Origin of the sequence: Chromobacterium sp. LK11 (assembly GCF_001043705.1) — a bacterium.
GTDB lineage: Bacteria > Pseudomonadota > Gammaproteobacteria > Burkholderiales > Chromobacteriaceae > Chromobacterium > Chromobacterium alkanivorans.
Map to the genome: position 1 here is coordinate 1 of NZ_LDUR01000036.1, position 15,360 is coordinate 15,360.

The 15,360-nt window shown below is 63.5% G+C and carries 11 protein-coding genes; all 11 read left to right on the plus strand.

Translation table 11 applies throughout. From position 1 onward, the window contains the following. On the plus strand, positions 1-781 hold a 781-nt coding region (locus VK98_RS19215), incomplete at its 5' end, for a DUF2345 domain-containing protein (protein WP_048415590.1). A 30-nt stretch (positions 782-811) separates the two neighbouring features. Further along, the gene (locus tag VK98_RS19220) at positions 812-1,726 is read left to right on the plus strand and encodes a DUF4123 domain-containing protein (RefSeq protein WP_048415591.1); all 915 of its coding nucleotides are present in this window, start codon (positions 812-814) and stop codon (positions 1,724-1,726) included. A gap of 79 nt (positions 1,727-1,805) precedes the next feature. Beyond that, positions 1,806-4,373, plus strand: a complete 2,568-nt coding sequence (locus tag VK98_RS19225; RefSeq protein ID WP_048415592.1) for a T6SS effector BTH_I2691 family protein — start codon at positions 1,806-1,808, stop codon at positions 4,371-4,373. 1 nt (position 4,374) lies between these two features. Continuing rightward, positions 4,375-5,535 (plus strand): DUF6708 domain-containing protein, encoded by a 1,161-nt coding sequence (locus tag VK98_RS23485; RefSeq protein ID WP_082159138.1) that lies wholly within the window; start codon positions 4,375-4,377, stop codon positions 5,533-5,535. Between the two features lie 46 nt (positions 5,536-5,581). Next, positions 5,582-6,745 (plus strand): DUF6708 domain-containing protein, encoded by a 1,164-nt coding sequence (locus tag VK98_RS23490; protein WP_082159139.1) that lies wholly within the window; start codon positions 5,582-5,584, stop codon positions 6,743-6,745. Positions 6,746-6,831: 86 nt separating this feature from the next. Then, positions 6,832-8,691 carry a type VI secretion system baseplate subunit TssF gene (gene tssF / locus VK98_RS19240; RefSeq protein ID WP_048415593.1) on the plus strand — a complete coding sequence of 620 codons (1,860 nt, stop codon included), beginning with the start codon at positions 6,832-6,834 and terminating at the stop codon, positions 8,689-8,691. Further along, complete coding sequence (gene tssG / locus VK98_RS19245) at positions 8,655-9,680, plus strand: type VI secretion system baseplate subunit TssG (RefSeq protein WP_019103378.1); 1,026 nt, start codon at positions 8,655-8,657, stop codon at positions 9,678-9,680. The genes tssF and tssG overlap by 37 nt, the downstream gene beginning before the upstream one ends. Before the next feature lie 47 nt (positions 9,681-9,727). After that, entirely contained in the window at positions 9,728-12,361 is a 2,634-nt protein-coding gene (tssH, locus tag VK98_RS19250; RefSeq protein WP_048415594.1) for a type VI secretion system ATPase TssH, read from the plus strand. Between the two features lie 12 nt (positions 12,362-12,373). Further along, entirely contained in the window at positions 12,374-13,813 is a 1,440-nt protein-coding gene (locus VK98_RS19255; protein WP_048415595.1) for a hypothetical protein, read from the plus strand. Then, entirely contained in the window at positions 13,810-14,073 is a 264-nt protein-coding gene (locus VK98_RS19260; protein ID WP_019103381.1) for a PAAR domain-containing protein, read from the plus strand. Before VK98_RS19255 ends, VK98_RS19260 begins: the two co-directional genes overlap by 4 nt. A gap of 34 nt (positions 14,074-14,107) precedes the next feature. After that, positions 14,108-15,199, plus strand: coding sequence for a type VI secretion system protein TssA (tssA, locus tag VK98_RS19265; RefSeq protein WP_048415596.1), 1,092 nt, complete (start codon positions 14,108-14,110; stop codon positions 15,197-15,199). Positions 15,200-15,360 lie beyond the last annotated feature (161 nt).

Consider the following 15,360-nt stretch of genomic DNA (forward strand, 5'->3'; position numbering starts at 1 on the left):
CGAACAGGCGCAAAGCCAGCTGGATGCGGCGCTGGGTCTGAGCCAAAGCCTGGGCGACACCGCCACCGGCCAGCAGGCCGACACCATGGAAACCGGGCCGGAGGAAATCGGTCCGGACAACGCCAAAGCCGCCAAGAAAACCGAAGGCCATCTGCAACACCAGGCCGCCGCGCTGAAAGCCTGGGAAGCCGGCTCCAACACCGACAAGGACGGCAAGACCGCAAAAGACCAAGCCGGCCAACAACCGCTGATCGTGCTGTCCGCGCCGGCGGGCATCGCCAGCCTGAGTCAGCAAAGCCAGACCGTGGCGGCCGGCACCAACCTGGACCTGGTGGCGCAGCGCGACACCAACCAGACCAGCGGCCGGCGCTGGCTCCACAATGTGGGCCAGCACATCAGCCTGTTCGTCGCCGGGGTCAAAGACCAGATCGCGCTGAAGCTGATTGCCGCTAAAGGCAAGATCCAGGTGCAGGCGCAGAGCGACAGCATCGAGGTGACCGGCGACCAGGACGTCAAGATCACCGCGATCAAGGGCCAGCAGCTGTGGAACGGCAAGAAGGAGATTCTGCTGACCAGCGGCGGCGCTTATGTGCGGATCAAGGACGGCAAGATAGAGCTGCATGCGCCGGGAACGGTCAGCTTCAAGGGAGGAAGCCACGATTGGAGCGGGCCGGCCAGCACCAGTCTGCCCACCCCTTCGTTCAAACCTCCGCAACCCTGCAACTACCAGGCCGCGGACGCCGCGCACGCCGGCGCGGCGAGCGCGCCGTATCCGGATTGAGCGTTGCGGCCAGGATGAGAGATTGGAACTATGCAGGCTTTGCATGAAATTTTGCAGGCGGATGCGCCGGAAGGCTGGTATCTGCTGTTGGACCGGACTCTGGGCGACCCGCTGGCGTCGGAGCAGTTGGCGGCCTGTTTTCCGGAGCCCGCGGTCACGGTGTTGAACGACGCGTTTTTTGCCCATGCGCCGGAACAGGCGCCGCTGCTGATAGACCTGGCGCAAACCGTGGACTTTGGACCGGAGGAGCGCCAGGCCTGGCTAAGTCGGGGGACCGACGACATCGGCGACTCGCTGCGCAAGGGCGGCGCCGTCATGGTCAGCGCCTGGCTTCGGTCCGCGCAGCCGGCGGAGCAGGTGGCTAGGCATTTGAAGCGCCTGTTCGCCCAGCCGCATCCCGATGGACGGCAACATCATCTGCGTTACTACGACCCAAGGATTACGAGCCTGTTGGACCAGAGCCTGAGCGGCGAGGACAAGAATCAGTTGCTGGGGCCTATCGATCATTGGTGCTATCCGGCCCATCCGGCCGCGTATCGGCATATGGGGATAGACGAAGCCAAGGGCCGCGCCAGCGCGGTGTCGCTGCGCGCCGAGCACTGGGCGCGGCTGGACTGGGCCGCGCATTACCACAAGCTGTTGCGCACGGTGGCGGGTTTGAGCGAACTGCACCCCGACGCGGTGGCGGCGCAGTGGCCGGACTTCCCGCTCGCGCTGAGCTGGCTGCGCGAAGCCGCGGCCTTGCCCTGGGTGGACACCGAGGATGAAGCCGCGGGCTGCGTCGCGCTGTGGTGGTTGTTGGGAAGGGACTGCGAAGAGCGCTACCCGGACGTGGCGGCGGAGCTGGAGCAGTACCGGCAAGACAGAGCTCCGGCGTTGACGGAGTGGCTGCTGTTCGCCGGCGCGGAGTTTTGGAACAAAGCAAGGCAGCAGCCGTTTGCGTGATGTCGGCGGCCAATATCGTCGGTTGAAGGCCTGAGGCAAGTTGGCGCAAGGCAGCGTCGGAAAACCTGGAATCAATCAAGTGAGCACTAAAACCCCCTGCGGTAACAAATTTTGCGGCAAGACCGGGCTGATGCTGCTGCCGCTGCGCTATGCGGTGGCGGCGAGCGAGGAAGGGCACGCCGAGTTTCCGGAACTCAGCGGCACCCTGGGCCAGGGCGTGGCGGACAAGAAGCTGCGCACCGCCGCCTACACCGTCCGCATGCTGCGCCAAGGTTATCTGTACGTGATGACCAAGCGTTCGGGCAAACTCAAATGGGAGAGCGCCTGGGCGGTCAATCACCAGGGCTACATCGCCAGAATCGCCTTGGGCGACGCGGTGCAGCCCCCGCCGTTCACCTGCACCACCAAGGGCGACGACATCAACGCCTCGATGATCTCCATCGAGAAAGCGCAGGATGTCAGCGAATTCCGCGTGCTGTTCCTGCCGGACCCGCTGTCCAAGGCCGCGCTGAGCAAGATCGAATCCGACAGCAAGCTGCATAACAAGCTGCAAAAATTCCAGGCCAAGGCCGTGACGCAGCCGCATGCGCTGCAGCCGGGCGACCTGCGCTCCAAGGTGGTGGAATTCCGCTCCATCGAAGGCGGCGAGCGCAAGCTGGCCCCGCGCTTCAACAACCACATGCACCCCTTCTTCGGCGCGGAAGCCAAGCTGGTCAAGAATGAGCCTTACCCCTATACCGGGCGGCTGAAAAACCTGGGCGTGGAACTGCTCAATAAAAAGGGCATGGCCATCGTCCTGCACGACCCGCTGGGTCTGGCCCAGGAACTGAACAGCTGGCGCAATCTGTCCATCGCCCGGCTCTGCACGGTGATGGCGGCGGAGAGCACCGTGTTCGCCAATTACAAGAACGAGCAACTGATGGCCATCATCCGCTCGGTCAACGCTGCGGAGGAGCAGGTGCGCAACGGCGCCATCAGTCGGCGCGAACCCAAACTGGGGGTGGCCCTGGATGACTTGGCCAAGGAGGCGAAAAACAACCCAAAGTTCCGGGCTCCAGATTTGAGAGGCATCCCGTATGACAGTATCTACAAGAACCGGGAAGAGTACGAAAGCAAAAAGCAGGAATGGCGGCGCAAGTACGCCAAGGGTATAGGGGATGGTGCTTGGGAGAAATATGGCAAGCGTTTGTGGCCCAAGTCGTCCTACAACGCGGTGCTCAAGAGCTTCGAGGCGCTGGGCGACGTTTGCGACCAGAAAAACCAGGAGCGGGCGCAAGACTTGATGCAGTGGCTGAACGCGCCGCTATTGCACGACACCCTGGGGTTTTACGATGACCAGCACTTTGAGAGCGGCGTCGCTTTCGCCGGGCAGGTCGGTTTTTGCGTGCACGGCCTCAATAGCTGCGACATTGGTCAGGAATGGCTGATCAAGCAGGTCGAGCAAAAAGACCTGAAGCCCAGCGCGATGGTGTTCAAAGCCGCAATGCTGAACTATAAGACCGCGACCGAGGCCTATGTGGCGAAAGGCGGGCTCAGCGACGCGCTGTCCCCGTATGAAAAAATACAGGAGGCCGGCAAGGGCATCAGCGATGTCTGGTCCAAGGTCAAGGACCTGGCCGAGAAGCTGGAAACCGTCGCCCATGTCAGCGGCGTCAGCACCGCCCACCTGGGCGGCGTCAACCTGCTGCTGTTGCAACTGGGCCACGCCGGGCTGGCCCGGATGCCGGGCGGCAAGCTGCTGGACAAGCAGGTGCTGCGCGCCGGCGTGGTCCACCGGCTGCTGTCGCTGTCGCTGGGCAAGATCATGAACAAGGATCTGGCGGCGGCCTACCCCAATCCCAACGCCTTCGATGCCAAGAGCGTGGCGGCGGCCAAGGCCCAGCGCAATCAGATCAATAAGCTGCTGACCGCGGCCAGCAAATCCAACAGCATGAACGGCCTGCGTTTCGGCTCGGTGGTGGCGATGCTGGAAATGATGAATGTGATGATGAAGGCCGGCAAGCTGGGGGAAAAGCCGGCGCAGCGCGAGGCCTGGGAGCTGACTGCGGCCGCCTTGGGCCTGGGCGCGGTGATGCTGGAGCTGACCGGCAGCGTCTGCGAGAAGATAGGCGAGAGCCGCAACCCGGCGCTGATCAGCGGTAGCAAGGTGGGCGTCGGCGCCTTGAAGCTGGCTTCCGGCGGCTTGGGTACGGTGGCGGGTGTAATTGGTGCGATTGTAGACTTTGATAATGCTAACGATGCAAAGTCCAAAAATATTAATTTGGCAACCGTGTATTTCCTTAGAGGTATTGTCTCCACTTCTGGAGCCGTGGTTGGTGTCGGAATTGCCTTAGGAGCCTCTGGGCCATTTTTGGAGTGGTTGCTCAAACGTGCAACAAGTGATTTTGGTCGGACTTTATTGCAAGGGATGCTTAATGTCAGCAAATTTGCGGCAGGGGAGCGTATTGCCTTATTGCTACTGCGTGGCGCACGTTTATTCACTGTGGTAGGCATAGGTTTGACTGTGGCGATCTGGTTGTTTAGCGATAATGCGTTGGAAAGCTGGTGTGACAAATCCTGCCTGCGCAAGGATAGAAAGGCCGCGGGTTTTGGTAGCGCGGTGGAAGAGGGTGCGGCTTTGGATGCTGCCGTCTTGGAGGTAAAGTGAGATGTATCTGATGGAATGGATGGTGGTCTTGGACCACAAGCGCTACAAACCTGGATCGATATGGGATGAGCAACAAAAGAAGAATGCCGAGCGTGAAAAAAAACATGAGAAAAAACTGTTCGCTCAAGGCCTAGGGCATTTGCGGACGGCGAAAGAGTCGGATATCCATGAAAGCCGTTCAGAGGTGGTGGATGACAATGGATCTATCTACCGTAAGACAAAGGCTTACTTGGATGTTTGTACTTACAACGATGATAAACGAGGTTTGATCACTTTACTTATGGGAGTAGTTTGTCTTTATCTTATAGGTGGAGTTGATTTTTTGGTTTTTATTTTGCGGCAAGCTGTAACAGGACTTGATGAGAGTGGAGAGGTCGTTTCTCTCTCTAGTTTGATTTTTCCTTTGGTAGCATTTAGTGTCGTTGTTCCATTGTTGTATTTTGTTTTTTTTCGTTATTTAATAAAGGCTTGGCGTTTAGAGGCTTTTACTGTGCGCCGATTGATGGTGCGATTCAATAGAGAAACGCGCAAAGTCTATTTGTTGCGACCTGGTTTTTTGGGCGGGGTCAAAGCTTATGACTGGGAGGAAGTTGACGCCATTTTGCCAAAAAATATGCCGAATCATGAGGGTATAGGCGGCATGCTGGTATTGGCGGTTAAGACGGAAGAAAACGAAAATCCTTATCGGGATTTTGGCGTGGATGGCGCCTTCCTGGGCTTGCCGAGCCGGGACTACCAGCATTTGCTGTCGTTCTGGGAATATATTCGCCGCTTCATGGAGGACGGCGCGGACGCGGTGCCGGCGCCGAAGCGGCTGCGCAGCAAGTGGCCCAACCCCTTGACCAGCATGTGGACGGTGTCGCGGCTGAGCCTGCCGGGCGGTTTCGATCTGGGGCGCAGCTTTTTGTGGCTACGCCTGGCGTTGACGCCGGTGTTCGTGATCTGGGGCCTGGGCCATTACGCCTCGCTGCTGTTGAGCTACGAGGGCCGCTTCCCCAAGGCGATCCGGCAAGCGAGCGGGGAGTCGGAACTGCGTTCCTGGCTGGAACTGCTGGCTTACAACCTGCTGCCGCTGCTGTATACCGCCGTGGGCTTGTGGCTGTACTACGCCTGGCGACACGGTCTGGACTGGCGTTTGCCGCTGTCTTATTTGGGGCTATAGGCAAAGCCGGATGATGATGGCGGTTTGAAAACAGGAAGAGAGGCTTATGTATTTTTTGGAATGGTCGCTGGCGATGGGACGGCGCAAGCATAAGCCAGGCTCCTGGTTTGACGATATCCAGAAAGACATTGCCGAAGAAAATAAGGACGACGCCAAGAAAATGCTGGCGCGGGGTGTACGCTATGACCCGGATTTCCGTGAAATTGATGTGAAAGAGAGCCGGTCTGAGTTATTGGATGATAATGGTTCTCTCTATCGAAAAACGAAAACCTATTTGGATCTTTGTACTTACAATGATGAAAAGAGAGGGCTGATTACATTTCTTATGGGAGTAGTTTGCCTTTATCTTGTTGGTGGCGCTGATTTTTTGATTGCTATTTTAAGGGAAGCCATAACAGGGGTCGATGCGAGTGGTCGGGCCTCTTATTATGATGCGGATTTGTTTTTTCCTCTAACCGTCTTGGTGTGCATTGTCCCACTTATTTGGTTCATTTTTTTTCGCTACTTACTAAAGGTTTGGCGTCTGGAAGCTTTTACCATGCGCCGACTGGTGGTGCGTTTCAACCGTCAAACGCGCAAAGTCTATTTATTGCGGCCCGGTTTTTTGGGCGGGGTCAAAGCCTATGACTGGGACATGATTGATGTTGGCCTGCCCAAGGACATGCCGAATCACCAGGGCATAGGCGGCATGCTGGTGCTGGCGGCGCGGGCGGAGTCTACCGACAATCCGCACAGCCCGCTGGGCGTGGATGGCGCTTTCATTGGTTTGCCGAGCCGGGACTACCAGCATTTGCTGTCGTTCTGGGAATATATCCGCCGCTTCATGGAGGACGGCGCGGACGCGGTGCCGGCGCCGAAGCGGCTGCGCAGCAAGTGGCCGAATCCCTTGAGCAGCATGTGGACGGTGTCGCGACTGAGCCTGCCGGGCGGTTTCGATCTGGGGCGCAGCTTCTTGTGGTTGCGCCTGGCGTTGACGCCGGTGTTCGTGATCTGGGGCCTGGGTCATTACGCCTCGCTGCTGTTGAGCTACGAGGGCCGCTTCCCCAAGGCGATCCGACAAGCGAGCGGGGAGTCGGAACTGCGTTCCTGGCTGGAACTGCTGGCTTACAACCTGCTGCCGCTGCTGTATACCGCCGTGGGCTTGTGGCTGTACTACGCCTGGCGGCATGGCCTGGACTGGCGTTTGCCGCTGCGGTATTGGGGCGGCTGAAGACTTGGCCGGGCACAAACACTAAAACAGGGCGGGCGGCGCTCGCCTGCTGAAATGAATATTTGATGAATTGCGCGTGAGCCTTAATGCTTGAATCCTTATTGCCGTATTACGAACGCGAACTCGGACACCTGCGCCAGCTGTCCGGCGAGTTCGCGCGCCGCTATCCCAAGATCGCCGGCCGCCTGCAAATGGAAGGCGACCAGTGCGAAGACCCGCACACCGAACGGCTGATCGAGTCCTTCGCCTTCCTGGCCGCGCGCATCCACAAGAAGTTGGACGACGAATATCCGGAGGTGGCCGCCAGCTTCCTCAATGTGCTGTATCCGCACTATCTGCAGCCGATTCCCTCGGCCACCATCGTACAGTTCGAATGCGATCCGCAGCGGCCGGAGATCGCCAAGCGCTACCGGGTGGAGCGCGGCCAGCCGGTGCACGCGCCGGCGATGCAGGGCGTGGTGTGCAAATTCCGCAGCGCTTATCCGGTGGATCTGTATCCGCTGTCGCTGACCGAGGCCAAGCTGGAGCTGACCAGCGGCTCGCCCTATCTGCGCCAGCTGGCGCCGGACGCGGCGGCGGTGCTGACGCTGGAGTTCCACACCCACGGCGGCCTGGCGGTCAACGCCATCGGCCTGCAATCGCTGCGCTTCTTCCTGGACGGCGAACCGGCGCTGATGCACTTGCTGTACGAGATGCTGCTGTCCAATGTCCAGGGCGTCAGCGTGGGCGACGGCAGCGAAGACCCGACGCGCACGCGCAAACTGTCGGCGAGCAGCCTGCGGGCGGTGGGCTTCGGCCGCGACGAGGGCCTGCTGGACTACGACGAGCGCTCCTTCATGGGCTATCGGCTGCTGACCGAGTACTTCTGCTATCCGGACAAATTCCTGTTCGTCGATCTGCTGCAGCTGGACAAGGCGGCGGCGCGGCTGGACGGCGAGAAGTTGGTGCTGCGCCTGCTGCTGGACGAATACCCGGACAGCGAGCGCCACAACCGGCTGCAGACCCAGTTGCAGGCCCAGCACCTGAAGCTGGGCTGCACCCCCATCGTCAATCTGTTCACCCAGCCGGGCGAGCCCATCCGCGTCACCCACCAGAAAGCCAGCTATCCGGTGCTGGTGGACGCGCGCAAGCAGCAGGCTTACGAGGCGATCCAGATCAAGCGCGTGGTGAGGGTGGAGAAATCCGGCGACGGCGAAAGCAGCGAGGAGGTGCCGCCGTTTTACGCGATACGCCACGGCAGCGAAAAGAAGGCGCCGCGCTTTTATTGGCACGCCAGCCGGGAGCCGTCGCCGCGCCAGAGCGACAAGGGCACCGATCTGGAGCTGCATCTGGCGGACCTGGAGTTCAACGCGGTGCGGCCGGCCACCGAGGTGCTGAGCCTGGAGCTGCTGTGCAGCAACCGCGATCTGCCGGAACAGATTCCGTTTGGCGGCAGCCAGTCCACCCAGCGCACGGATTTTTCCCTGCCCGGCCATTCCGTGGTCAAGCGCGTGCGCCTGCTGCGTAAGCCCAGCGCCAGCCAGCGCTGTCCGCTGGGCCGCGCGGTGCAATGGCGGCTGGTGTCGCATCTGTCGCTGAACTACATGTCCATCGTGGATTCCGGCTGCGCCGCCTTGCAGGAAATGCTGGCCTTGTACAACCTGATCGATTCCCCGGTGAATGTGCGCCAGATCCAGGGCGTGGTGGGGATTGAAAGCCAGCCGGCGGTGACCCGCGTGTCCGGCCGCGATTTCAGCGGCTTCGTGCGCGGCAGCGAAATCCGCCTGACGCTGGACCCGGATTACTACGTCGGCGGCAGCGTCTATCTGTTCGCCGCGGTGCTGGAGCGTTTCTTCGCGCTGTATTGCGCGCCCAATAGTTTCACCCGCCTGCGGGTGCATGCGGTTCAACAAGACGAGGAGGTAGCCTCATGGCCAGCCCGAGCCGGCGAAGCCCTCGTGATCTGAAGCTGGAGCTGGCGCGCGACGCCAGCCAGTTCGGCTTCTTCCAGGCGGTGCGCATCCTGGGCCTGTCCGCGCGCAAGCGCGGCGAGCGCCGCGGCCGGCTGCCGGCCAGCCTGCGTTTCCGCTCGCTGGCCTCGCTGTCCTTCCCGCCCAGCGAACTGAGCCGTTATCAGCCGGCCAAGGAGCCGGAGCAGCTGGACGCCACCGACGAAATGACGGTCAGCTTCATCGGGCTGACCGGGCCCAGCGGCGCCTTGCCCACCAGTTACACCGAGTTGCTGCTGGAGCGTCGCCAGCAGTACAAGGACGGATCGCTGCACGCCTTCCTGGACATCTTCAGCCATCGCGCCACCGCCTTGTTCTTCGGCGCCTGGCGCAAATACCGCTATTGGCTGGAAGTGGAGGCCGGCGAGCGCGACGGCTTCACCCGCAATCTGCTGGACCTGGGCGGCCTGGGCCTGTCGCAGCTGCGCAAGCAGATGGGGCCGGACGCGAGCCTGGACGAAAACCTGTTCATCTATTACGCCGGCCTGCTCAGCCAGAAGCCCTTGTCGGCGCAGGCGCTGGAAACGCTGATCCAGGGCTTTTTCGGCGTGGACGCCGCGCTGGAGCAGTTCGTCGGCCAGTGGATGCAGGTGCCGGCGGCGGAGCAAAGCCGGCTGGGCGACAGCGAGAGCGAGCTGGGCGTGTCCTTGTTCGCCGGCTCCCGGGTCTGGGACCGCCAGACCAAGCTGCAGCTGCGGCTGGGCAGCATGCGCCGCGCCCAGTTCGAGGCCCTGCTGCCTGGCGGCCCCGGCGCGCAGGCCTTGCAGGCGCTGCTGCAATTCGCCGTCGGCCACAATCTGGCGGCGGACGTCAGCCTGGTGCTGGACAAGCGCGACGTGCCGGCGGCGCAGCTGGGCGGCCCGGCGGATTTGCGCCTGGGCGGCAATTGCTGGCTGGGCCCGCAGAAACAAGACCCGGAAGACATGCGCTACGCGCTGCTGCATTGAGCGGCGCGGGCGGAATCGACTTTTCATTTTGAGCGTATTGGAACGATATGTCCGTATCCCTGAAAGCCCTGATCGACAGGCTGACCCCCACCGCCCGCCAGGCGATTGAGCAGGCGGCCAGCCGCGCGCTGGCGCGCACGCATTTTGAAATCGAGATCGAACACGCGCTGCTGGCGATGTTCGACCAGGACAACAACGCCGCGCTGGCGGCGCTGCACGCGCTGGGCGCGGACCTGCCGCGCATCGAGCGCGAGCTGGAAGCCGCGCTGGACGCCTTCCGCAGCGGCAACACCCGCAACCCGGTGCTGTCCGCCTGGTTGCCCAAGTGGCTGGAGAAGGCCTGGCTGTTGGCCAGCGCTGAGCAAGGGCAGGCCGACGTGTCCACTTTGGACCTGCTGCTGGCGCTGTGGCAGGACGAGGCGCTGCGCGGCGCGCTGCAATCCGGCTCCGCCGCCTTGGCGCGCCAGGACGCCGGCCGGCTGCAGGGCGCTTACGCCGCCTTGCGTCAGCACGGCGGCGAGGCCTCGGCCAACGCGCCGGCGGCGAGCGAGGACGCCGCGCCGGCGATGGCCGCGCCCGCGGCCGGCAAGCGCGGCAGCCCGGCGCTGGACAAATACACGATAGACCTGACGGCCCAGGCCAAGGCCGGCAAGATCGACCCCATCCTGGGCCGCGACGTCGAAATCCGTCAGATGATAGACATCCTGATGCGCCGCCGGCAGAACAACCCCATCCTCACCGGCGAGCCGGGCGTGGGCAAGACCGCGGTGGTGGAAGGCCTGGCGCGCAAGATCGTGCACGGCGAAGTGCCGCCGGTGCTGGCCGGCGTCACCCTGCGCACGCTGGACCTGGGCCTGTTGCAGGCCGGCGCCAGCGTCAAGGGCGAGTTCGAGAACCGCTTGCGCCAGGTGATAGACGAGGTCAAGGCCAGCCCGGTGCCCATCATCCTGTTCATCGACGAGGCTCATACCTTGATCGGCGCCGGCGGCGCGGCCGGCCAGAACGACGCGGCCAACCTGTTGAAACCGGCGTTGGCGCGCGGCGAGCTGCGCACCATCGCGGCGACGACCTGGGCCGAGTACAAGAAGTACTTTGAAAAAGACGCCGCGCTGGCGCGCCGCTTCCAGGTGGTGAAGGTGGAGGAGCCGGCGCCGGAAATCGCTGTGCAGATGGTGCGCGGCCTGACCCCGGCGATGGCCGAGCACCACAAGGTGGAAATCCTCAACGAGGCGGTGGCCGCCGCCGTGCATCTGTCCAGCCGCTACATCGCCGGCCGCCAGCTGCCGGACAAGGCCATCAGCGTGCTCGACACCGCCTGCGCCCGCGTCGCCTTGTCGCGCGCCGGCAAGCCGGGGCCGATCGAGGACGTGTCGGTGCTGATAGACAATATCGACCGCGAAGTGACCGCGCTGCAGCGCGAAGAAGGTCACGCCGAACGCATCGCCGAACTGGAAGCCCGGCGCGCCGAACTGCAGGCGGACCTGGAGAAGCTGCACGCCGCCTGGGACGAGCAGCAAAAGCTGATCGCGGAAATCGACGAGCTCAAACAGCAGCAGGCCGAGGCCAAGCCGGCCAAGGGCAAGAAGCTCAGCCCGCTGCAGACCAAGCGCAAGGCGCTGCGTGAATTGCAAAAGCACCAGCCGCTGGCTTTCGAGTGCGTGGACGAGAGCGTGATCGCCGACGTGATTTCCGGCTGGACCGGCATCCCGCTGGGCCGCATGGTCAGCAATGAGCTGGAGCAGGTGCAGAAGCTGGCCTCGCTGCTGGGCGCGCGCGTCATCGGCCAGGACCACGCCTTGGAGCAGATCGCCGAGCGGGTGCAGATCGCCAAGGCCAATCTGGAAGACCCGGGCAAGCCCAAGGGCGTGTTCCTGCTGGTGGGGCCGTCCGGCGTGGGCAAGACCGAAACCGCGCTGGCGCTGGCCGAGGCTCTGTACGGCGGCGAGCGCAATCTGATCACCATCAATATGTCGGAATACCAGGAAGCGCACAGCGTGTCCGGCCTCAAGGGCTCGCCGCCGGGCTATGTCGGCTACGGCGAAGGCGGGGTGCTGACCGAGGCGGTGCGGCGCAAGCCTTACTCGGTGCTGCTGCTGGACGAGGTGGAGAAAGCCCATCCGGACGTGATGGAGCTGTTCTTCCAGGTCTTCGACAAAGGCTTGCTGGAAGACAGTGAAGGCCGGGAGGTCGATTTCAAGAACACCATCATCCTGCTGACCTCCAACGCAGGCACCGATCTGGTGATGCGCGCCTGCGAGCACGGCGTCACCGTCGAGGGCGAAACCCGCGACCCGACGCCGGAAGACCTGGTGGAGATCCTGCGGCCCACGCTGCAAAGCGTGTTCAAGCCGGCCTTCCTCGGCCGCCTGACCATCGTGCCCTATCTGCCTATCGGCGATGAAGTGCTGCGCGCCATCGTCGGCCTCAAACTGAACAAGATCCGTCAGCGCATCGCCGACAACCACGGCGCGCAAGTGGAGTTCCCTGAGGAACTGGCGGAACAGATGGCGGCGCGCTGCCTGGACGTGGACAGCGGCGCGCGCAACGCCGACGCCATCCTGACCCGCACCCTGCTGGCGCAGATCTCCAGCGATCTGCTGGCGCGCATGGCCAGCGGCAAGCCGGTGAAGAAGATCGCCGTCTCGCTCAAGGGCGAGCAGGTCAAAGTGCGGCTGAGCTGAGGAATCGCGTCCATGTGGAAAATGTTGGGCCTGTTCGGCGTCAGCACCGTCGCCTGGTGGGGGCTGTTGTGGCTGGTGTTGCCGCAAAGCTGGCAGCGCATCAGCCCGTCGGCCATCCTGCTGCTGCACCTGGGGCCGCCTATGCTGCTCAGCGCCGGCGTCAAGCTGTGGGGCTATCTGAAGGAAAAGCGCGCCAAGCAGGAAGAGGCGGACCAGGAGGCCGCGGCGGAGGCCGAGCGCCAGTCCGCGCGCGACGCCGCCCGCGAACGGCATCTGGCCGAATTGCGCGAACGCCAGGCGGCGGTGGACTGCCGCTGGCTGTGGGCGCGCGCCGTCCCGGCCAACGGCGAGCCGAGCTGGCTAGTTGAAGCGCCGGACGGCTGTCGGTGGTCGTGCCTGGACGCGGCGGACATCGACGCCGACGAGGCGCTGCAAGCCTTGCGGCCGCATGTGGTCGAGGCGTTGCGGGAGCTCTACGCGGTCGCGCCCGGCGCGGCCTGGCTGCCGTTGATGATGGAAGTGCTGCCCAGCGAGTCCGGCATCGAGCAGATCGCCGCGGCCAAGGAATGGCAGACGGAGGCGATGGCCGACACGCTGGAAGACGATTGGCCGACGCCGGAGGCGCGCTTCCTGGCGGGGGCCGGCACCGGCACGGTGGCGGACCGCGCGCGGCAGCTGCTGCAACAGGAGCCGGAACTGCCGGGCGTGATCGTGCTCGGCGCCGATGCGCCGCTCCTGCTGCAAGGCGCCGACGAAGACGACTCGCAGGACGCCACGGCGACGGCGCGCCGGCGCCGCTTGGGCAAGTCCGGCTTGGCGGTGGCGGCTTTGCTGTTCCTGCGCGAGCAGCTGCCGGAGCCCGAGCTCGGCCCGGTCGCCGTGGCCGAGGGCGCCGATCCTTACCAGCCTTACTGGGAAAAGGACTTCAGCCGTTCCAGCGGCAGCTGGGGCACGGTGCCGGCCCGTCATCAGGCCGGGCTGGCCCAGTTGCCGGTGCTGGCCCAGGTGGGCCAGTCCAGCGCCGTCGCGGTGCAGGAGGAGCGCGCGCTGCAATTGGCGCGCCAGCTGCAAGCGGTGCTGGACAACGCCCTGGTCAACGCCGCGCTGCTGGACTACCCGTTCAGCCCGGAGGAGGCCAAGCCGGAAAACGACCAGGCGGCCAAGCTGGCCTGGCTGACCCACAACAGCGGCGACGTCGACGGCGGCGGCGTGCGCCTGGCGGCCATCGCCAGCGCCTTGAGCCGGCACAAGGTGGAACTGCACCCCATCGAGGAGGCCAGCAATCTGGCGCGGGACTGGGGCGACGTCGGCGTCGCCGCCGACGCCATGCTGGCCGCCGCCGTCGTCAGCCACAGCGCGCGGCTGGCCGCGCCGGCCGTCCTCACTCAATTCAGCAACGACCACGTGGCGCTGGCCATGGCCAGGCCGCCGCGCAAGGAGACTACCGCATGAAACGCGTGATCCGATTGGGCGACCCCACCGATCATGGCGGCAACGTCGTCAGCGCCGCTTCCAGCACCACCTTGTTCGGCAAGCAGGTCGCCTGCCTGGGCGACTCCGTCACCTGCCCGCAGCAAGGGCACGTCAACTGCACCATCGTGGAAGGCGATCCCACCTGGGTGGTGGGCGGCAAGCCGGTGGCCTTGGAAGGCCATAAAGTCAGCTGCGGCGCCTCGCTGATCTCCACCATGCCGGAAGTCGGCAAGGGCTGATCGCAACCTCTCTATATATAGAAGCCACACAAGCATGGAAAACATCGAACAAACCGTGGAGCAGCTGCTGGCTCCCATCCCCGGTTCATCGCCGGCGGGCGAGGACCTGGCTTACTCCACTCTCTTCGACCAGATTCGCGAAGCCCGTCGCAGCGACGACCCGGGCTTGTCGCAAGGCGATTGGGAGCAAACCCTCAAAACGGCGGAATGGCCCAAAGTCATCCGCCTGTGCGAAGACGCGCTGCGTCAAAGCAGCAAAGACCTGCAACTGCTGGCCTGGTACGCGGAAGCCCAGGTCCAGGCCAACGGCATCTCCGGCCTGGCCCTGGGCCTGGCCGCGCTGGACGGCTGGCTGCGTCAATACTGGGAGAGCGGTTATCCGGAACTGGACCCGCACGATCTGGACGAACGCGTCGGCAAGCTGGAATGGCTGAACCAGCAACTGGGGCTGGCCATCCGCAACGTGCCGTTGCTGAAGCCCGAGTTCGGCGCTTACGGCTGGAACGACTGGCAGCAATCGCGCGACGTGGAAAACCTGGGCTTGAAAGACACCGACGCCAAGGCCGCCGCCATCGCCGAGGGCAAGCTCTCCGGCGACGAGTTTGAAAAGAACGCCAACCTGTCCGGCCACGCTTGGTTCCAGAGCCAGGCCGAAGCGCTGGTAGAGGCGCTGGGCCGCTATGAAGCGCTGGACGAGCAAGTGGACCAGCGCTTCGGCGGCGAAGCGCCCAGCCTGGCGGATATCCGCAACGGCATCTACGCCTGCCAGGACCTGGTGTTGCGTTACCGTCAACAAACCGCGCCGGCCGGCGTTGCGCCGGCTCCCGTCGAACCCGCCGTGGAAAGAAAAGCCGTGACCCAAAGCTATAGCGCGCCCACCCCCGCCGCTTCGACGGCCCCCGTCGCCTTCAACGGCCAGATCCGCAGCCGCCAGGAAGCGGTGCTGATGTTGAGCGAAGTCGCTCGTTACTTCCGCAGCAACGAACCGCACAGCCCGGTGGCCTTATTGGCCGAACGCGCGGCGCGCTGGGCCGAGATGAGCCTGGAAGAATGGCTGCAGCACGTGGTCAAGGACGATTCCACGCTGAATCAGCTGCACGAACTGCTGGATGTGCGGCGGGAATAAGCGGTTTCAGGTCCTCGCAACGGTACGGGCCGGCGTTTAGCCGGCCCGTTTTTCATGGTTTCGCGGGGTGGAGGGCGGGTGCGGGCAAATACCCCGTCCGGATATCCGCTGCCGCATCAAGGGTTTGCCCGGCCTGTCCCGCTTTTGTTGAGGTTTTTGTC